Source organism: Psychromonas ossibalaenae ATCC BAA-1528, assembly GCF_000381745.1.
GTDB classification, from domain to species: Bacteria; Pseudomonadota; Gammaproteobacteria; order Enterobacterales; family Psychromonadaceae; genus Psychromonas; species Psychromonas ossibalaenae.
The window spans coordinates 1-20,431 of sequence record NZ_KB906990.1; the positions used below are offsets into that span (position 1 = coordinate 1).

18 protein-coding genes are annotated in these 20,431 nt (G+C 41.4%); 3 read left to right on the plus strand and 15 right to left on the minus strand.

Going from position 1 to position 20,431, the window contains the following annotated elements; translation table 11 throughout:
- Positions 1-898: 898 nt before the first annotated feature.
- On the minus strand, positions 899-2,023 hold the full coding sequence (gene bamC, locus G327_RS0112525; protein ID WP_019615129.1) for an outer membrane protein assembly factor BamC: 1,125 nt from the start codon (positions 2,021-2,023) through the stop codon (positions 899-901).
- Entirely contained in the window at positions 2,020-2,901 is an 882-nt protein-coding gene (dapA, locus tag G327_RS0112530) for a 4-hydroxy-tetrahydrodipicolinate synthase (RefSeq protein WP_019615130.1), read from the minus strand. The genes bamC and dapA overlap by 4 nt, the downstream gene beginning before the upstream one ends.
- Before the next feature lie 176 nt (positions 2,902-3,077).
- Here dapA and G327_RS0112535 point away from each other — a divergent pair, with 176 nt between their 5' ends.
- Positions 3,078-3,929, plus strand: a complete 852-nt coding sequence (locus G327_RS0112535; protein ID WP_019615131.1) for a tetratricopeptide repeat protein — start codon at positions 3,078-3,080, stop codon at positions 3,927-3,929.
- A 61-nt stretch (positions 3,930-3,990) separates the two neighbouring features.
- Here the strand turns inward: G327_RS0112535 and G327_RS0112540 are convergent, their stop codons facing one another.
- The 11 genes from G327_RS0112540 to G327_RS0112590 all read right to left on the minus strand — a co-directional run bounded on the left by G327_RS0112540 (position 3,991) and on the right by G327_RS0112590 (position 16,633).
- The gene (locus tag G327_RS0112540) at positions 3,991-4,392 is read right to left on the minus strand and encodes an NUDIX hydrolase (protein WP_019615132.1); all 402 of its coding nucleotides are present in this window, start codon (positions 4,390-4,392) and stop codon (positions 3,991-3,993) included.
- Positions 4,393-4,412: 20 nt separating this feature from the next.
- Positions 4,413-5,396 (minus strand): alpha/beta hydrolase, encoded by a 984-nt coding sequence (locus G327_RS0112545; protein WP_019615133.1) that lies wholly within the window; start codon positions 5,394-5,396, stop codon positions 4,413-4,415.
- Between the two features lie 37 nt (positions 5,397-5,433).
- Positions 5,434-6,294: a DUF7281 domain-containing protein gene (locus tag G327_RS0112550; RefSeq protein ID WP_019615134.1), complete on the minus strand. Its 861-nt coding sequence runs from the start codon at positions 6,292-6,294 to the stop codon at positions 5,434-5,436.
- Positions 6,291-7,553 (minus strand): hypothetical protein, encoded by a 1,263-nt coding sequence (locus tag G327_RS0112555; RefSeq protein WP_019615135.1) that lies wholly within the window; start codon positions 7,551-7,553, stop codon positions 6,291-6,293. Before G327_RS0112555 ends, G327_RS0112550 begins: the two co-directional genes overlap by 4 nt.
- Positions 7,553-8,176, minus strand: coding sequence for a hypothetical protein (locus G327_RS0112560; RefSeq protein ID WP_019615136.1), 624 nt, complete (start codon positions 8,174-8,176; stop codon positions 7,553-7,555). Before G327_RS0112560 ends, G327_RS0112555 begins: the two co-directional genes overlap by 1 nt.
- Positions 8,176-11,922: an ATP-binding protein gene (locus tag G327_RS0112565; RefSeq protein ID WP_019615137.1), complete on the minus strand. Its 3,747-nt coding sequence runs from the start codon at positions 11,920-11,922 to the stop codon at positions 8,176-8,178. Before G327_RS0112565 ends, G327_RS0112560 begins: the two co-directional genes overlap by 1 nt.
- Positions 11,923-12,163: 241 nt before the next feature.
- Positions 12,164-13,069 (minus strand): ROK family protein, encoded by a 906-nt coding sequence (locus G327_RS0112570; protein WP_019615138.1) that lies wholly within the window; start codon positions 13,067-13,069, stop codon positions 12,164-12,166.
- Positions 13,070-13,334: 265 nt separating this feature from the next.
- The gene (locus tag G327_RS0112575; protein WP_019615139.1) at positions 13,335-13,886 is read right to left on the minus strand and encodes a DUF1415 domain-containing protein; all 552 of its coding nucleotides are present in this window, start codon (positions 13,884-13,886) and stop codon (positions 13,335-13,337) included.
- A gap of 56 nt (positions 13,887-13,942) precedes the next feature.
- Positions 13,943-14,425 carry a hypothetical protein gene (locus tag G327_RS0112580; protein WP_019615140.1) on the minus strand — a complete coding sequence of 161 codons (483 nt, stop codon included), beginning with the start codon at positions 14,423-14,425 and terminating at the stop codon, positions 13,943-13,945.
- Positions 14,426-14,498: 73 nt separating this feature from the next.
- Positions 14,499-15,644, minus strand: a complete 1,146-nt coding sequence (locus G327_RS0112585; RefSeq protein WP_019615141.1) for an HD-GYP domain-containing protein — start codon at positions 15,642-15,644, stop codon at positions 14,499-14,501.
- Between the two features lie 104 nt (positions 15,645-15,748).
- A complete protein-coding gene (locus G327_RS0112590) occupies positions 15,749-16,633 on the minus strand; it encodes a patatin-like phospholipase family protein (protein WP_026339347.1) in 885 nt (294 codons plus the stop codon).
- A gap of 230 nt (positions 16,634-16,863) precedes the next feature.
- Here G327_RS0112590 and G327_RS0112595 point away from each other — a divergent pair, with 230 nt between their 5' ends.
- Both G327_RS0112595 and G327_RS0112600 read left to right on the plus strand, forming a co-directional pair.
- On the plus strand, positions 16,864-17,526 hold the full coding sequence (locus G327_RS0112595; RefSeq protein ID WP_019615143.1) for a DUF2913 family protein: 663 nt from the start codon (positions 16,864-16,866) through the stop codon (positions 17,524-17,526).
- Between the two features lie 13 nt (positions 17,527-17,539).
- Positions 17,540-18,934, plus strand: a complete 1,395-nt coding sequence (locus G327_RS0112600; RefSeq protein WP_019615144.1) for a hypothetical protein — start codon at positions 17,540-17,542, stop codon at positions 18,932-18,934.
- Positions 18,935-18,998: 64 nt separating this feature from the next.
- Here the strand turns inward: G327_RS0112600 and G327_RS0112605 are convergent, their stop codons facing one another.
- Positions 18,999-19,541, minus strand: a complete 543-nt coding sequence (locus G327_RS0112605; protein ID WP_019615145.1) for an NUDIX hydrolase — start codon at positions 19,539-19,541, stop codon at positions 18,999-19,001.
- Positions 19,542-19,678: 137 nt separating this feature from the next.
- Entirely contained in the window at positions 19,679-20,356 is a 678-nt protein-coding gene (locus G327_RS0112610) for a tRNA (adenine(22)-N(1))-methyltransferase (RefSeq protein WP_019615146.1), read from the minus strand.
- Between the last annotated feature and the right edge of the window lie 75 nt (positions 20,357-20,431).

Here is a 20,431-nt window from a genome sequence, read left to right on the forward strand (position 1 = left end):
AACGCCGCACTAAGCGGCAAAAAAATGCTGGCTAAAATTTGTGAGGCACGAACAAAGCCAGCTGTTTTTTGTCCGATTGAGTGCCTTGTTAGTTGCAACACTCCGTGAGTGTTTTAATAAAACAGAACCCCAACAACGAAAAACCAAATTATGCGCTGAATGCCAACAACAAAACAGCAATGTAGCCCGCATAAACAAGCGGGAGATAATGTTGCGAAATTGCAGTTTTATAACGTATGAAGACAACTATTAGCGACTTCATTATTGGGCGGAATGTACCGATACAAACCCGAACAAAGCAAATGCTACCGCCGAATATTCCAGAACAATTCACTGGAATACCACACTATTTTCACAACCTTTTTAATATTAATATTTTGGCAACTAACAGCTTATTGTAATACAAAATGGCGTATTTCCGGTGGAAAGGCGACAGTCGTTTATTTACTTAAATATGAAGTCAGATTACTTGATTCTGAAAACACATCAATGCATTACAATTAAAAATCAAAGACAAACCATAGAGAAAGGTGGGAAATTGGCGTAATTACGGCAAACCTCTCACACTGTGTATAAAAACATTACTTTGGATATGAAAAGGAAATAATATAACGTCTACATTTTTGTTCACAGTAACGGAGAATATGCGCTTTACAAACTATATGTAAAAACAACAAGGCAGATTATTACTGTTGAGGATACACCGGTTGAATTATGAGATGGAGTGGTCTATTCGTCCCGAGAAAAATCTGCACCGAAAAAGTTTAGATAAGCATCTCATGCAGCCAAGGCTATAAAACTTATAATTTATAGAAAATAAATTTATAAGCATAACCTGACAGATAAAAAACCAGTAGACAAACCGTCCACTGGTTTAATAAATTAAGAATTTGATAAATTAAAATTCTATGGTTTGTTTATCATTTAACAGCAGAACATGACGCACCTGATCTGTGATACTTAAATAAATATCACTAACCTGCTGGTTTGATAGCGATTTTTTATCAGCATCTAGCCAGGTAAGAGAAGTACTGCCGTTAGCTAACTCACCTAACTGAATATAATACTCTTCTTCATCAAGCTCGAACGGATTCAAATTATTTTCCGCCCAGTATTCATCATCTGGCTGTTCGAATTTAACTAAGTAATAACCAAGGTTTCTGTCAGCATCCACCTTTTTAAAGCTTAACAAGTTAAACAGTTCCGGCAGTTTATGCCAGGTCTGTAAAAAGTCTGCATCCACAACCCAGGCAGTCTGATGATTATCATCAAAACCTAGTTTTATCGGCAGAGGCTGAGAATCTGCATCTTTTAACTGTTCAGACTCATTAATTTCATAAGCATATTCTAATAGATCATTAACAAAACGAATTTCAATATTTTGTTTATTTTTATCAATTAAATTTACTTTTAATTTTTTACCATCATTAGTTTCTGAATAAGTCAGTGCTTCAACATTTAAAGCAACACTATGACTGTCTGCCGTTTTTTCAATACTGAAACGATAGCTGGAATTTTTAATCACGCGGTTTTTATTAAGCGCACTGCCGTAAACTGTTTCCTGGCGGATATTACCTGTCTGCAGCTGCTGCAGCGTTTCATCCTGTGAAACAATTTCAACATTATTGACAGCAAGATAAGATTGAAGCATATTCCAGACCTTCAGACTCATATCTTCATCTTGGTTAAACGCATTGAACCAGACTTTAGTCTGATACTGATCATTAGCCTCGAGCATTACACCTTCTAATACTGGAATCAGCTGCACAGGAGGACGAATATCAACATTATTAACTACATTTCCAATCACTTTCTGCTTTTCAGTTAATGCAGGAATATCAAACTGGTTTCTAGCTTCATCATTGGTTAAAGAGCCAGTCTGGTATTTTTCAATTGACTTAGCCTGGTCATATTCAAATGAGCCGTTAGCTTCCATGCGTGTATCAAAGCGTATACAACCACTTAGTGACAGACTAATAAGAACAGCCGCTGCGCAGCGTCTTTGTTTAAATAATTTAATCATGAATATAATTTTGCTTTAGTTAAGGCATCGCGAACAACAGACTGGTATTGCTCCGAAAGAATAGTTAATGGTAAACGGCAGTCTGCAGAGGGGATAAGCCCAAGTTCAGCACAAGCCCATTTAACTGGAATAGGGTTAGCTTCAACAAACAATTTCTGATGAACCGGCATTAAGCGGCTGTTAATCTGCTGCGCATCTTCAGCCTGAGCGCTTAACGCTTTTTCACACATTTCAGCCATCTGCACAGGGGCAACATTACTGGTTACCGAAATAACGCCATGTCCACCCTGAAGCATAAAATCACAGCCTGTTTCATCGTCACCACTGTATAAAACAAAATCATCAGCAGCCAGTGCCTTAATTTCTGAGAGGCGTTCTAAATCGCCGGTTGCTTCTTTGATACCGATAATGTTTTTGATTTCAGATAAACGGGCAACCGTTTCAGGAAGCATATCCACGGCCGTGCGGCCTGGTACGTTATAAAGAATCTGCGGTAAATCACAAGACTCAGCAATTGCTTTAAAATGCAGGAAAAGACCTTCTTGTGTTGGTTTGTTATAATACGGTGTTACATTCAAACCGGCAACAATGCCGCTGTTAGCAAATAATTTGCTTAAAAATATTGCTTCGGCTGTTGAGTTAGCACCGTTACCTGCAATAACGGGAATACGGCCTGCAGCAAATTCAAGAGTTTTCATTACAACTTTTACGTGATCTTCCACAACTAACGTTGCAGACTCGCCGGTTGTACCCACTGCTACAATCGCAGAGGTTCCTGACTTAATATGAAATTCAACAAGTTCTTTTAATGCAGGAAAATTTATTTCACCGTTTTGATCCATTGGTGTCACGAGTGCGACAATACTACCTGTTAACATGTTAAAAGCTCCTATATATTGTTTTTCAATGGTACTTTTGCAGGCTGTTAAAAACAAGCAATAAAGCCAATAGATTTAGCTTCTTAGATCAAAAATTCATTATTGGTGGTTAGCTTCTCCTTTTTAGAGGATAATCCTGCTATTAACAATAAAAATAAGATAAGGCTGAGAATAAAATGCAAGTTAATAATTACGACGTTAGCGTCTCGACTTTTCCACAGATAATTATTGAAGGTTCAAAAGAAAAACCTGTTCTAGTAGTTTTCTGGTCGCAGCAGTGCTCAGTTTGCCATAGCCTGCTTCCGTTATTAGATAAAATACACGATGAAGACAATCAGGCTTTTACACTAGCGCGTATTAACTGCGACGTAGAGGAGCAGATAGTATCTCATTTCGGAGTGCAGAGCGTACCAAGTGTATTTATGTTTGTTGACGGTCAGGGAGTAGATGGATTTGCCGGCGAGCAGAGCGAAGAGTTTGTCCGTCTGTTTATAAAAAAACACACGCCGGATCAGGCCTTAACGCTGCTGAGTCAGGGGCAGACATTATATGCTCAGGGTCAATTAACAGAAGCCAAAACAGCGATATTACAAGCGGTAAAATTAGCACCAGATAATAACGATATTAAACTGGCTTTGGCACAGATTTACCTGGGACTTGGCGAACATGAAAATGCACAGCCAATATTAGCGCTAATTCCCGCAGAAGATCAGACCATGATCTACCACAGTTTGATTTCTCAGTTAGACGTGGCTATGCAGTCTGCACAAACTCCGGAGATTACGGCTTTAGAAGCTTTACTGGAAACGGCTGAAGATAAAATAGCTGTCGAATATAAACTTGCTCTTGAATATAAACAGGCGAACAGGAACAGTGAAGCATTAACTTTATTGTATAAAATACTGCTAACTGATGTCGGTTATGAAAACGGTGAAGCGAAAAAGACTATGCTAGATCTGTTAGCTGCCGTTGATGATCCCAGTCTGGTGAGTGAATACCGGCGTAAACTGTACAGTTTATTATACTAGCTGCTGAACAGAATAACCTGAGCTGTGTATCTCTGCAGCTCAGTATTTTACCCCGCGGCCGTTAATCAATCAGACCTTGAATTTTCAACCACTCCATTACTGCAGCCGTTGCCTTTGAACCTGAACGCAGCTGCTGATAACTTAGAAATTCTAACTGCTCTATCTCATTGTCCGGACTAAGCTCACCGCTATAATCAGCGACATAACAGGTGAGTTTTACAATAGTACCTTTATTTTTACCGTCTGCCTGCGCAGAAAAAGTTTCTACGTAGCGAATAGTTTCAGGTACAAGATCAACCGATAATTCTTCTTTAACTTCACGAATTAAAGCCTGATGATCGGACTCTCCTACCTCTCGCTTCCCGCCGGGAATATAAAACAGCTCTTTTCCCTTAGAGCGCGCTGTCAGTAATTTCCCTTGTTCAATATATAACCAGGCCAGTTTGTCGATTTGTTTACTCATGTATGTTCCTTCAAAACTACTTATTTAATTGTCTCTGTTATCCAGGGGCCTATGTAATTCGAAGCTGAAATAATTAAAGAAAAATGATTTTCATTTTCCACCATTCGAATCTCTTTGCTGTCTGTTCTGCTGTTATCAGCGGCAAAGCGGGTCACTTTTAACGGATCAAACGCTTCATCTTGTGCGCCGATCCACAGCCCGAATTTTGCTAGCTCTGCTATCTGCTCGTCTGGAGAATGAGGTGTCACAGCATTAGACATATTAACGGTATTAAAGGTAACTATTTCCGGGTTCTTTTTTAATACACGTTCAGGAAAGTTGAAATGAATTGCTTTTGCATGACCAAAAAGCAGACCGCCGCTGATAGAGTTTAAAACAAAATCAGAGGTATTTACCGTTGAAAACTCGAACCGCTCCTTATCGTCTGCATCGTAATTCGTTTCAGATCTGAAGCCAAAATAGGGAGAAAGAAAAACATAACCGGCAGTATCCGCTCTGTCCTCCCAGCTTGAGTAATTAAGTGCCAGCCCGGCTCCTCCAGAATGACCGCCGACAAAAACAGGCAGATTTGGATATTTACTGCGTGCCTCTTTAATGATGTTGTTGATATCAGACCATACCTGCTCAACCTCAGGAGTATCTCCCCTTTCACCTCCCGATGCACCATGGCCGCGGATATCCGGCATATAAACAGCAACAGAAAAATCATCACGTAAACCGATACCGATATGATTATAGGTAAGTCCGCTATGCGCGCCTGCGCCGTGATAGAAAACCAGCACGGCTTTTGCCTGCTCAGGAAGATAAGCACGATAAGCTAATGACATGCCGTCACTGGCCTGAGTATATTCAAGCGGCTGCAGCGGCTTTTGCTCGGCGCCTTTAATTTCACTAAGAGAGAAAAAGTCTTTAGGAGGATTTGATGAATTAGAATCAGCCTGAGCGGCTGTCGATGCAAAAGGTAAAACTAAGCTGAGCGTTAATAATAGCGGTCTAAATTTCATAATTAATTCCTTTTAATACAATTAATGTCTTCGAAAATTATAATGGATACAAAGCAAGTTTTATATTATGCCCGAGCATATGTTCCTGTTTAAGGGTTTTGCGCTGTCGGCACATTTCATCAAAAGCCTGCTGACACTTCTCGGCTAAATCTGTTTTTTGTTTCAGGTAAGTGATGCTTTTCTGCTGATTAAACCATTCATTTTCAGCACCAAGTAATTTCATATTTATGATCGAACTGTCTTGCGGTGTTAACCAGTGATGTGCACCACTGGTCAACGCTATTTCAATACCAGCAGGATCTAAATCAGAAAAACAAACTAACTGGTGACTGCCTGCAAAACGACGAAAGAACTGATAAGCCTTCATCGTACTGCGGTCTTCTCGGACTTCACCACGGTATAGCCATAATGCCTCTTGTAACGACTCCGGCATATTTAACTTATCAAGCACCGCCATAATTTCAAGGTTTTCCACAAAGACAATTTTTTGGTGCTCAATAGAAGTGATTTGATCGGCATTAATAGTCAAACCGAATGCAGTGAAAGGACTAACGGTGTGCACCTGTTGATTCAGCCGGATCGTATGTAAACTATTAACCAATACATAGTTCCGGCTGACCGGATAGGCATTGTTTTTTTCATTACGATCCCCGCCAGCCACCTCTCTACGGCTTTGCAGATCTGGATAAGGATCGCGAAACAGCTCTAACCCGTTTTCCTGAAATACTCTTTCAATTAAAGCCTGACGATCATTATCAATAAAGTGAAGATAACCCTCTTTAATATCACCAAAACTATATTCGTTATTTAAACGGGTCAATGAACTAGACAGTTTAAGCTTGCCGTTACACAGAGTTTTAAATTTCTTCTGGCAAAACTGATACAGGCCTTTGTTCATATGCACCTTTGTATATTATCTTTTAATACAATAACCACATCATTATAACTGTAGTTATGAGTGGTCCCTGACAGTTTTACCCCCTTCATATTAATATCAAGGGCAGCCTGCTGCTCGTTGGTTAACTTACAATAACAGCTGAAAACCAGCTCAATCCACGCTTTGGGCTCGATACTTTGCGCGCTCTGCGACCAGTCTGTACACTCACTCTGCCAGTATTTTATAGCCGAAACAGGTTTACCACTAGTAATCGCCTGTTCAAACAGACGCTCTGTCTGCTCTTCAAAGTAATCATGGCTGGCGGCAACTTGTTCAATTTCAGTTAATTCAACCGAGGCGCTTTCCCGCTCTTTAAGCTCTATCGGACTGGCCTGTTTACGCAGCGCCTGCACGATGGCAATTAACGGTGCCTCAAGTGCACTGTTCCTGGTATCGGCATAGGATTTGAGTTTAAGAGGCGCCGCAAACTTAAGTCTATTATCAAGGCTCTGATCTTCAAAAAGTGTTTCACTAATTTCAAATTCAGGATGTTTGTGCAGGTAGCGCGCCATATTACGCAGCAAGCTGGCTTGTTTTTCATCACGACGTAAGCGGAACAAACTCAAACGCATATTATCAATAATAAAACGCAGACGCGGCAGGGTCTGGTTAAACCAGTACACAAAAGAACTTATTTTACGTGCAAATTCAATCGGACATGCCCAGTTTGTCCATTCATAACAGGCTTCAGGATCAATCTGCTGCAGTTCAGTTAACAGTTTCTGCGCGTAAACCAAGGCACGTTCATTTTCGCGCACTTTAGCGCTTAAAGTGCTGACAAAACCAAACTGGCTGGAAATAGCATAATGCATATTATCTAAGCTGACATTAAGATTATCTTTTGCTTCATAAAGCAGGTCGTCGAGCTGATCCAGATAATATTCGGCATCATCGTACTGACTGTGTAAGATAGACAGTTGATAATCTTTAACGGTATCGTCTAATACATCAATGACTTTACCCATGTCGCTTAACTGCCGATAGCTGCTTTGTTTACGCATCAGACGATTAAGCATACGTTTCAGCTCAGCGGTAACTCGATACTCTCCGGGCTCGTCATCGGGCCGCAGCAGCCCCTTTTTATGCAGAATATTGAGCTGCCGGTTGTCTTGTTCGTCAGCAGCCGTCGAGCCGTAAACATAAGCATCGGCAAGCAGCTGGTCGTGACAACCAATCTGTCTTAATAACTCCGCAACTTGTCCAGCATCATAACCCGCCATTAAAACAGTAACTCCTCTTGCTGCTGTTGTTCACTCTCCGGCAATTCAACACGTTCAGAGTCATTTAAAAATTCGATCAGCAGATAGATCAGATCAAAACGCGCCGTTGCATAATAGCGGCTGCTGCCGGCATTTTTACGCACTAAGTAGCCCGTTTCTTCAAGCTTCTGAAAAATCAGAACCAGCTGTTCACGCGTTTCGACTTTGTTAGTCTTAAAAGGTTTAATCGACGTTAAACGGCGAAGCTGCTCACGCAGAGTCTGATCATGTTCAAAGGGATCAAATAACTCATTAATATTAACAACCGACTTAGCACGTAACGGCAGATCAGTCTGACTGGCCGTTAACAGCAGCTCTAAAAACTCCACCATAGGACGGAATGAGCTGCGGATATCGCTGAAAAGCGCAGTCAGCTCGGCACTGTTATCCTGGTCTACCTGTTGAAATGTACAGTAATAGGCATCTGCGCTGTCCAGGTAGGTTAAATTTCTGTCTAAATTAGCTAAGAAATCTTCTACGCGAAGGCTGTTCTCAGGTGCTTTTAAATACTCAAATTCATCAGCAAACGCAGTTTCACAAATAACGGCACCGGTCAGCAGCTGTTCTACAGTTTGTTTAAACATTATTCAATCTCCGCAGATATTTCAGCAGCTTGCGTTTGGGTCGGGGTTTCCAGAGCAGCGCTCTCGCCGGCCTCTTCAGCCACAGCTGCCTGCTGACGTAAAGCAAGTAATTCATCCAGACGAGATACAGGGATTTCTGCATGGAATATTTTGTTATCTTTTAATTTATAATGGCGATCATACAGCGATAGAATATGACGGTCCGTCGAAGGTGAGGCTGACAGCATAGAAATATTATTATCATTAAACATTTTCAGCAGCAGATCGATATTTTCAGCAGCTAGTTCGCCTAATTCATCAACCGGTAAAATAATCTGTGACGGACTTTCACCTGCCCCCCTAAGCATGCCCAGGATACCGGCAAACAGTGACAACATGGCTAGGTATGAAAGACCGGTTGAACTAATCTTTTTCAACTGGCGTGCATTTCGAGCGTGTTTTAACTGCCCTTTTTCAGTAATGGTAAATTCAATATCAAAGAGATTATTATGCGCCAGTACAAAACCTTCACTAGGCAGATAAGTAGAGAGCTTCTGCATCGCATAAATAAGATCGTCAGGTATATCGCCGAGCCCTTCCCGCAGATCGTCACGATACTGTTCAAACAGTTTAGCAAACTGCTGCAGCGGTCCCCAGTATTCAAGTTCTTCCTGCTTCATCACAGTATAAACATTGATATCAGCTAAGGCGTCAAACTTGGCTAATGCTGTGACATTCTGTGACAGCTGTTTACCGATGATTTTAATACGACGGCCAAAGTTTTCGATATGCTGATAAAACTCATTAATCATATTGGCGTTAACAGTCACCAGCTGATAAGTATTTTTCTGTTTCTGCTCAGCGCTGCTTAACAGATCGGCAATCGGATTACGGTATTTAAATAACCCCTTCGCCCCCTGATAATTATCATTATCAGAAACTAACTTCAGCCAGTTATCATAAAGCTCACTACCGGCGTGATTTTTTCTGAATGATTCATTAAAGCGATTAAGCTGCTCCGTTAAACGTTTTTCAATAGATTTAAAGTGCTTCAGCCAGTCGAAACAGAAACTGACTGCAAGATCCGCTTCATTTTTCGGTTCCGAGTCACTTTCTAAAATTTCAATACCGCTTAATTCACAAGAGCGCTGGCTTTCACTAAGCTGAGTGAGCAGATCACCACTGTCACGCAGCTGACTATTAAGTTTTTTTAACAGCTTATGGCAGTTATCGATTAAAGCCGTTTTTTCTGTGTGCAGATCTTCCAGGCTGTTTTCAAAGCCGCGTTTTTGAATTTCACGATTTTGATTATGCTCAACCAGTTTGTCTCGGTTGACATAACGTTCATTCATAAACTGACTGTATTCACGCGCTTTACGCGCCCATACAGCACACTGGTCCAGTTCGCACTGGAGCTCTTTACGCTGCTTACTGCGTTTATCAACTTCTCCGTCGGGATCAAGTTTAGCTAAATCACTGTTTTTCTGTTTTTTATAATCAGATAAACGGCTTTTCGCACTGCTTTCAATCAGCTCAAGCTGCTGCGATAATTGATCCAGCTGACTGTCACGGTCCGATTCAACCACCATACGCTGATCCAGCATAATATTGCTCAGTTCAAATCTCTGCTCCTGCTGAGATTCCTTGAACTCGTCAATTTTTCTGCTGATCTGTTTTTTCTCAGTTGTCAGTTCTTTAATTAACGTTTCAACAGCAGAGCTAGCCTCTTTAACAGCACGATGCTTTTTCTCAAAAAGGCTCTGCTGCTGCACTTTAAGCTGCTCAAGTTTTAATTCGTTTTGATTAAGTTTCTGCTTTACTTCGCTAATGGCGACTTTCTGCTGTTCAATCTGTTTGTGAACAGCAGTAAGCTGCTGATCCAGAGTTTCAATTTTCTGGACCAGCTGTTCGCGTTTTATATCTAAAGCAGCGGCTTTTTCACGCAGCTCATTTTCGTTAAGCTGCAGATCATTATCCTGAAGCAGCTGCAGATCTAACTGCAGACCGTAAAAGCTGTCAGAATTTCCAACCCATTTAGGATCTAAGTCTTTGCGGCTAAGCTGCTGTGCAGATAACAGGCGGCCGATATTATCCTTCCAGCCGACAGCGTCAGCTTCATTGCATAAATAATGCTGCAGAGACCCGGCTTCCGGCAGCAGCTGCTGCTCTACCGCATAGCACTGCTGTTTAAGCTGTTCTAGATAACGATTATCCTGCTTATGCTGCTCAAGTAATTTCTCACGCTGTTTTTCCAACAACGACAGGTGCTGATTTTCCTCATTACTTTTCTGCAGGATCAGCATCTGATCTTCATTAGTCTGGCTAAGGCTGCTTTGGTTAACTTCAATTGCAGTTAACAGCTGCTTGTCAATAAGCGGGTTCTGCTGCTGCAGCGCCGCCTGATGAAGTTTGTTATCAACTGTCTGCTGCTGCATATTAAGTTTTAGAAATGTATCATTCAGCTGTTCGTTTAACTGTGCAAGCTGCGCCTGATAGGTTTCATTAATCACGGTTAACTGCACATTTGCCGACTCTTTAATAGTGGCTGACTGCTCTTTATTAGCAGCTGTATCTTTAACTTTCTGTAACTGCAGTTCCTGAATTAATTTTTCAAACTTGTTATGAACCTTACTGATATTACCTTCAAAAGCTTCAATAACAGCATTGATCTCGTTGAGCAGGATCTGCAGACGCGGAGCTTGATCCGCCTGCAGCTGAAAACTGGCGGCATCCTGATCATCATAATTTAATTTATCTTGATCCAGCAGATCAATACGGCTCTGGTCTGCTTCTATCTCGGCAGTTAATTTAGCGATATCCTGTCGTAACGACGAGCTGCTCTCTTTAAGCTGCGCTTCCAGCTGTTCCAACTCAGAACGCGTCTGTTCTTTTGTCTCTTTGCGCTGGCTCTGTTTAGTTTCAAGATGCTGCTGATGGTTAATAATTTCAAAATGCAGATGCTGCAGCTTAATTAACAAGCTGTCGAGATTATTAAAATCGCTCTGCCATACCGTAATTTTATCGGCAACTTTCTGAATAGCACGGCTAGCCTGAATATCTGCAAGCCAGTGGCTGATATCTTCTTTATTAAGGCTGATCTGCTCTTTTTCTTCAATGCTGCTGCGGGCAAGATGATCGCTGGCAATCGCCACCAGCATACGTTTTACAGCATCAAAATCGAGATTCTTTTCAATCGTACCGTTAACGACTTTGTCGATATGTGAGGTAGGCTGCTCACTAAATGCAAAACGGCTTTGTAACTGGCGGATATCTTTAAGTTTACGGCCGCCGCGAAGGTTCTGAATTACCTGACGGTATTTATCTATACCTAAATAACTAGAGCAGACACTGCCGGCACTACGGTAAATACGTTCGACTTCATTAACCGATAACGGCTGCTTGTCGCTGCCGATAAAGTGGTCACTGTTATAAGCACCATCTATCAGTTTAAAATGCACACCGCGTCCGTCACTCTTAGCCAGCATCATACAAGTTTGCCCATAGGGACGCTGGTATTCATATACCAGCATGCTTGAGTCACGAGGCAGATAATAATCGGCAAAATTTCGCGCTTGATCTACCTTGCTGACAATATCACTGGGACGCATGCCGTAAAATAGCGGTAATAAGCGCATCAAAGATGTTTTACCCGCTCCGTTTGTGCCTTCAAGCTGAGTATGACCAGTTAAATTAAGTTCATTAACCTGGCCTTTCCAGAAACTGTCGATGATGATAATGCGCAGTAATTGATAGGCTTGCTGAGCCATAGATAATCCTTGTGAACGGTTTTTATACAATCTGTTATTGATTTGAATATTTTGCGCTAATTTATAAGGATAGAGCGGATTTGTCGATGATTTTTAATGAAGATTGGGCTTTTAAATGCAGGTTAAGCGGGCTTTATGGCTAATTTAGCACGGCATGACAGCGAGTTGACCTCAACCCGCTACATTATTGCACAGTTTAGACACAGTCGGCCTTTAATGTAATAGAAAAGATAAACAGGCCCTAGGGTATATAATTCAAAATTGCCGCGCCGCGCACTCCGCCGGTACCTCCGAATTTTGCTGTGGTAATTTTAGGTAACAAAACGTTCGGTAACAGATGCTCCGGCAGACGTTTAGGCAGTTCTTCATGTAATACTTCAAAGCTCGATAACCCGCCGCCAAATACAATCACATCGGGATCTAAGACTAAAATTGCCGTGCCTAAACCGGCAGCCAGAATATCAAAATAAATATCCACGACTTTACAGGCAAGTTGATCACCGGCCCGGTACTTTTCAATAATTTCAGGTCCTTTTAAGACTTCCTTAGCATAATGCAGATACAAGTTGCCTAACCCGGTTCCGGACATATAGGTTTCTAAACACATTTGACGACCGCAGCCGCAGGTTATATTCGGTAAATCAGGATGCTGTAAAAATAGTGTTGCAGGCAGCGGATAATGGCCCACTTCACCGGCAAAGGAATTATAACCGCTATGAATCGCACCATTAACAAAAATTGCACCACCGACACCAGTACCAAGTGTGATGCCGATAGCCGTTGAACATCCGTCCGCACTACCGCCGTAACACTCTGAAAGCAGAAAACAGTTAGCATCATTCTCTAATTTAACCGGGCGATCCAGAAGATCTGACAAATCAGCGGCTAAATTACGCCCTTTAATGGCAGGCACGTTTGCACAATATAAGGTCTTATCCTGTTGATTTATTGCCCCGGGAAATCCCATACCAACGGCACCGATGCAGTCAAACTGCTGATCTGCATTTTTGACCATAGCGCAGACAATCTGCAGAAATGAATCATAATCATCAGGTGTCGGCCGCTGATCTTCGAACAGACAGTTCAACGCCTGATCATAAACAGAAAAAGCAATTTTAGTACCGCCAACATCAAATCCGTACAACATAGAAGTTCCTTTTAGCATTAGGTTATATAAGTTTCTGTAGGTCACTTTAATAAGAAGCTGACTCTAAGGAAACTATTCATCAGTAACAGGCAGCTAACTGCGCACTGAAAAGTTCAAACAATCAACTTATCCTGCAGATACATATTTTACAGCGTCTTGTCTGAACCGCTTAATTCGAGGTGCGAATATACCATAAGGGAAAAAGCATGCATTATTAACAATGCAATTGGCGGTTTTTTATGGTGAAAATGAGGCGAATGTCATATTAGCTGTTTCTTAAGCAAGCGCCTAATAACTCAGCAAAAAATTTACTGCCTTTCCTGCGCGCAAACTCAATATTGCGTTGTGGTATGGCATCGGGATCCGGATGAGCGGCTAAAGCTTTCTCCATACTGGACTCACGTATAATATGCAGTGTCGGATAGGGTGAGCGGTTAGTATAATTAGCAGGATCATCTGCAGGTTCACCGGCAAAACAATAGCCGGGGTGAAAACTCGCCAGCTGATAGATACCTTCATAATCCTGATCGAATAACAAATCATTAGCTAAATCGACTAAATCCAAGAAGTTATCCAGCTCCTGCACAGCATCAGCCATAATAAACAGGGTTGTTTCAGTCTTCTGGTGTTTATCTAAATACAGGCATTCACTAATAAGCTCTGCTAACAGATCCTCAATTTCACTCTTACTGGCAACAGCATAACGAATGGAGCCCCGCTCAACCTCCTTCCGGGCAAACGGACAGATATTATATTTAACAATAACCTGCTTAACCCAGTTTTCTGTCTGGGTGATAATTGTGCTGTTCTTTTCCATTATTTTCCTATGTAACAATATGTCTGCGACAACATTAACACTGCCGTTGTTTAAAATTAAAATCGATAACCGTGTGCACCAAACATAGCACCAACAACAGTCACTAAACTGATGCTCAATAATACTATGTGCATCAGCTGCACACGGCGAAAAGTTTTATCACTGTCAATCAGTGCCTGCTTTCTAAACCAGTCATGTAAAAACCACGGTTCAAATACGAATAATACCAGGGTGAAGAGCAGCCAGACCAGCACCATAAGATGCATCCACCAGAATTCAACTTGTAGAAAACGGTCCCAGATCTGCATTGTTTCTATAAGGTAAACACCGGATACAAACGTCAGTACTGTAGTGATCCGTGCCTGAATAGAAAATTTTCCTTCCAGTTTTTCAAACAGCTCAAGACGGTTGTGAATATCCGGGATCTGTTTTAAAGAAGGGATTAAAACAGTGGTAACAAACGCCACTCCGCCTATCCACAACACAACGGCAAAAATATGTACTGCACGCGCAAAAATATAACTATTAACACTATCCATAACTGTCCCAGTAAGAATTCAACAAATCCCGAGTATTATACTCAGGTATTAAAGACAGTAAGCCTGATCACGATCAATCACAAGCGTCTTTAAATGAATCCATAATTTTCAGCACTTTAGATCTATTATTAAGCAGCGCATTAACACAATCACTGTCTAATTTTATACCCGATAGGCGTTTTAACTCCGCGAAGGCATCATCTATTGTCCAGGCTTTTTTGTAAGGGCGCTCGCTGGTTAATGCATCAAATATATCAGCTACTGCAACAATGCGGGCCTCTATCTCAATCTGGTGAGCAGTTAAATGGTCAGGATAACCCGTGCCGTCTATTTTCTCATGGTGGGAGCGGACAATGGTTATAAGAGAACTGATAAACGGAAGGTCGGAGAGTTTATACACTTCAATCAGTTTCTTAATCAAGTCATCGCCGCTAGCCGTATGACCCTGCATAACAGAAAACTCTTTATCCGTCAGCGACCCGTTTTTTAAAAGTATATGATCAGGTACGGCTAACTTACCTAAATCATGCATCGGCGCATAAAGATATATATAACTGATAAACAGATCTGAAAGCTCATAAATATCAGCAATTTCCCGCGCAATCAATAATGAATAACTGGCCATTCTCTGTAGATGCTCTCCAGTTTCCGGATCGCGGTGAGAGCTGATGATTTTCATTGATTCAATTGTTGATTTAAGTACATTAATTCGAGCGGTATCCCGATGCAGCAGCAGGGTTATTACCATAGACAGCAGCCTTAACCTTTGTACGACCTCTTCCGTAAACACATTTTTAGTTCTTGAATTGACAAATAAAAAGCCAAGCAGCTGACCTTCCAGTAATAAAGGGATGGTGAGACTTGAAAGATAGCCTGCCTGGCGTACTAATGCTGTATGAGTATGGCTGCTGTGATCAAATATTGAAATATCATTAACTACCCTTTCCTGTGCACAGGAGGCTAAATGCTGAAGAGAGCTGCATTCAGACAGGATCGCTTCATAGTTATGCAGATCTGACGGTCGGTCTTCATCAAAAGCATGGGTTTTAATCACATCTCTCTCTACATCATAAAGTGCGATAGCAACCCGGTTAATAAAAGGAAAAGACTTACTTAGATCCTTACGAATTTCATGTATTTTCCCCTGCAGATCCGAATGATGTTCAAGATAAGATGAAACATCAATCTCTTGTGCTTTATTATTCCTGATCATATCCATGATGCTTAGTTATCCTGTTATAAATATATACAGTTTAGTCCATTGACTTTGATATTTAATATATATCAGTCAAGTTTAAGTAAACATATCACTTATTAAACTTTTTAGGGCAGGTAATGCTGCGCTTTTTTATAGCCTAATGCGATCATTTCACAAGCATGGTCAAATTCCAGTGTACCGCAGGCGTTTCTGGCTATTTCAATATTATAATCCGCCGGGTAGGCGGCTAATTTCTGACGTGCTATGGTACTCTGCATGGCATCGAATGCCTGGTTAGCAATATCATAGGCATCCCAGTCCTGCGCTTTCTGTTCCTTTTTCTCACTTCGGAAACGGCTGATGAATTGGTAAATACTTTCATGAATTTTCAGCCCCTGTGAACCGGGCTTTGACTGCTGTTGTTTTGATAGTTCAATTGGGGCTTCTGTGACTGTTCCGCCAAGATTTACAGCAATAGTCAGGTCTGTATCGTCACTGAAAGTAGGAGCGATTGGTACAGGGTTGAGTACTCCTCCGTCGATCAGTTCAACTCCATTGCGTGTTACAGGAGTAAAAAACAAAGGCAGGGATATTGATGCCCGAATAGCATCAAAAAGAGATCCTGAATTTATCCACACCTCTTTTTCATTTTTGATATCAGCGGCAACTGCCGTATACCTGACAGCCAGCTCTTCAATCTGCTGATCACCTAATAACTCAACTAACGTATTGATGACTTTATCACCGCGTACTAAGCCGCTGGACTTCCATGAAATATCCAGCAGGGAAATAATATCCAGTTTGTCTATTTCACAAATCCACTTTTCAAAAATATCTAATTTTCCGGCTGCATACACGCCGCCGATAAGTGCCCCTATCGAACACCCGGAAATAGAGCGTATTTCATAGTTATTTTCTACTAACCACTTAATAATACCGATATGAGCAAGCCCGCGCGCACCACCGCTTCCTAATACCAGTGAAACAGTTGTCTTTTTAACACTGTGCATAATCACCTCAGTTGTGTGAAACAAATACTTATTATAAAAGTAATTATCCATTTTAATTTAACCTAATATCTCATTTTACTGATGCAGTGCAGCTGCCTTACAAAAACATTGCAATTAGTTGCATTTATCTACTTGTGAGTGTGTTTATTGCCTGTCATAATTTTAACCTGCACCGTTTTATTACGGTTATTTTAATATGTCTTCATTTTACGAAGCAAAATAGGAATTACATGGTTCTCTTCTCTCAGGAAATATATAAACTAATCACTAGCGCGCTCACTGAATTATCAGCTTCTCAGGTCTCAGGAAGAACGCCGCAAAACCCGCTCAGTGAAGCACATTATCTGGGGGCATGGGTCACCACTGCCATGAAACAAAAACGTTTTGACAGTGTTGTTTTAGAAACATTAAAAGGATGGCAGCGTCAGGCCCGCAGTCTGGGTAAAAATGCAGGTTTAAAAAGGCAGTTTATCTATTTAGAGAAATGCTACAGCCAGGTTTTAAATGCAGAAAAGCAAGTACAGCCAGTAAGTGTTGAACAACTTAATGCGCTTTACGCTGCACTAACTGATGATCAGTGGATGGTAACAACAGATCTGCCGGTCGGTGATAAGCTAAATCGTCACAGCGGTGGTAAACAATCGTTAATTGTCTGTGCAGAGCAGATCAGCACTTGTTTTGATTCACAGGGAACACTGATAAAACCAATTTCTTTGTACATTCGCGGTACGCAGCAGGAAATCATTGACTTAGCATTTGCACAGGATCTACTGTTATATAAAATAACAGACTACAAATCTAAAGTTAAATATCATGGTGAATTTATTGTTTACCCGAATAACGACGGAACAGCTTTACCGGAATTTCCGATCGATTCGAGCGAACAGGAATAACTGTAGGTAGTATATGCCGATAATTAAACAGCAAGGTTCAATATTGACAGAACAGGAACTGGCGTTCCTGGCAACGCAGTCTGTTCAGAAAAAAAATAATAACGTTGCTGTTTATTCATTTCAACTAACCCTTGAGTTCGATAATTATTCGGTCTATCCGTCTGAGAATCTTGAAGAGCTAATATTGATGATCACTGCCAGCCCGCGCGGCATCGCACTGATTTTACCTGATCATATAGAATCTGAGCCCCTGTTAGACAAACTGCTTAAACTACTAAAAATTCGCGCAGATATTCATGTTTTCTGGGTGGGAAGAATGCCGAGTATGGATATTGATCTGTCCACTTTCGAATACTGCAGCAGCCTTAAACAACTTACTGTTAATCTGGATCGCTGGCAGCTGCACGTCGCGCATATTTTTAAGCAGTGGCTGGAGATGTACCGGGTAGCTTTTATTGCCGATAATCCAATTCAGAAAAAAAAGCATCAGGCGGCTTTTAGTGAAATAGGCCTGCAGCACGTGGAATATTTTGATAATAAAAATGCACAGAAAAAAATTAACAATCAACAGTTATTAATTATCGATTTGACGGTTAATGAACTGCATCTGATCGACATCCTTACACAGTTATCCGCACGCAATGAATTTCCTATTGTACTTCTGTTCGGTAAGCTGCCGGCAAATGTTTGCAGGGCTGCTTACCAGCTCACTAAAAACTATGGTTTTACTATCTTAGCCAGCCTGACCTGCGTCCCGGATCAAAAACAGTGGTCGCAGTTATTGGAGTCCCTGTTTTCTAAAGTTTATCTTAAACACTGGATAAATGAAGAGCCGGTTAAAACGGGTGCTTACGGCTTGTATAATCTTGAGAGACAGACGCTAAACAGTTATTTTTGTCTGTTTGGAATGAGTAAAAATCAAATTGCAGCACTACCGGAGAAACAAGATTCGCGTAAAATAATCAGTGCTCGCAGCCTGCAGGACTGGTTTCCCGATGGCATCAAACGGGATCTCAAAAATGAATTAGCCGCAGGGTTAAATACGTCACTAGAAGAGATTGATCTGTGCATCGAGTATCCGGAAAAAATTCAGACAAGCTCGGTATTTTTTGCATCCTTAGTGATGGCGCGCCTATCTTCAATCCGAATTTACTGGCTGGTACACGATGAAACTCAGCTTTCCATCGATGTTCTGAATAATTTTCCCGTTTCAGATTTAATTCTCTCTGAGAAGTTAAGCCACCAGCTGCTCGGCAATCCCTCAGACGAATTACTGGGTTTTATCGATCAGGCAAAAAAACAGGAAGTCAGTTTATGTGCAACACTGCAGCAGAACCAAACCACTAAAGATGCAATGTCGATGTACGGCATAGAGTTTGTTCTCGATAAACAAACCTATATCGAATAACTAGCTGCCGCTAGCCAACACCCAATTTTTAAACCTCTCCGAGTTAATGAAACTGCTCTATTAATCAACCCGCTTTCTGCTCCTTGGCCTGCGGAAGCAGTTCCTCGGCAATCAGTTTTAATAGAAAGGTTTCACGCTCTATGGACATGCCCTTCTTGGCACTGTTTTTAATAGTATGCTCATTATGTTTGATCGCATCGTTGACATCCAACCAGACTGCTTTCATACCGTTTTTGATTTCGTAATCTTCCAGCTTTGTTTTGCCGAGACGGCTGTCAATATCACAAACATAGCAGTAGGATTTCATATGCATGATCTCGAAATCGTCTTTATACCAGGGACGATACTCTTCATATAAGCCGAACTCTTCGATATTGCGGATATTCTGTGCACCGGTTTCTTCCTGCAGTTCACGAATTAATCCCTGCTCCAGGTTCTCACCAGCATCAACACCCCCGCCGGGCAGAGTGTAGTCATGATAACGCTCTGTATAAAGCATTAAAATTTTATCACCTTTTAAAATAATCGCGCGGGCGGCCGTGCGGGTAAAGGTACTTTGATCTAAACAAGTGATATCAGGATGAACGGTGGATTTAAGCAGGCGCATTAATAACTCATATCTGGCAAAACGGGCGCAGAGTATATACCCAAACGACTTCAAGACGCAAATTCAGAGCTTCGCCCGGATGCTGCAATAAAGTGGAGCATGGTGAACTTTCGCGCGAAACATCTGAAGGTAAATTATTATTGATACAGCCTTTGGTACTGTTCGATCACTGTCTGCGTATTGTTTACCGGACTTTTCGCGATTCGCTGGTAATGTTGAATAGTTTTGTCCAGATAGTTAATGTGATTTTTATTGTTAAAATCCCACATGATTGACCCCACATTAGAGACAGGCAGCGGAGCATCGACCGCGACATGCAGTACTTCATAATAACGTTTGTTGTCACAAATAAGAGACTCATTAATCAAACCCAGCTTTTGCTCTATTAAAAACTGCCTGACTTTATAGTTATGGTGAACCGGACATAATAGAAACTCGACCTGGTAATCTGAAAACCGCTCTAGTAAAGATAACATCAGCTCAATCAGCAGCTCGCCGCCGACACCGGCTATAATAACCAGATGCTTGTCTTTAAGCGGCTCATTTGAATACAAATCAACGGGTAAGGCAGCCGCATCAACACAATGGGCATGCCATGTATTGAGCTGAAGCTTTTTTGCAAAGTCACTGTTGAGCCTATCTTCTATCTGCTTTAAAAGATCCGGCACAATATCAACAAAATGCACTGTTTTCGCGGCCCGGCGTTGAAGTAGATTTATACCTAAAAATCCATGGTCGCAGCAGCAGTCCCAAATATGATCATATTCTCTGTTAACCATGCTGTCTATCTGCTGCAGACGTAAACTAAGTTTCACTATTTATTCTCATTATTAACACGCATACTTAACGCGATTCTATTGCGCTGCAGATCAACTTCTACAACTCGGGCT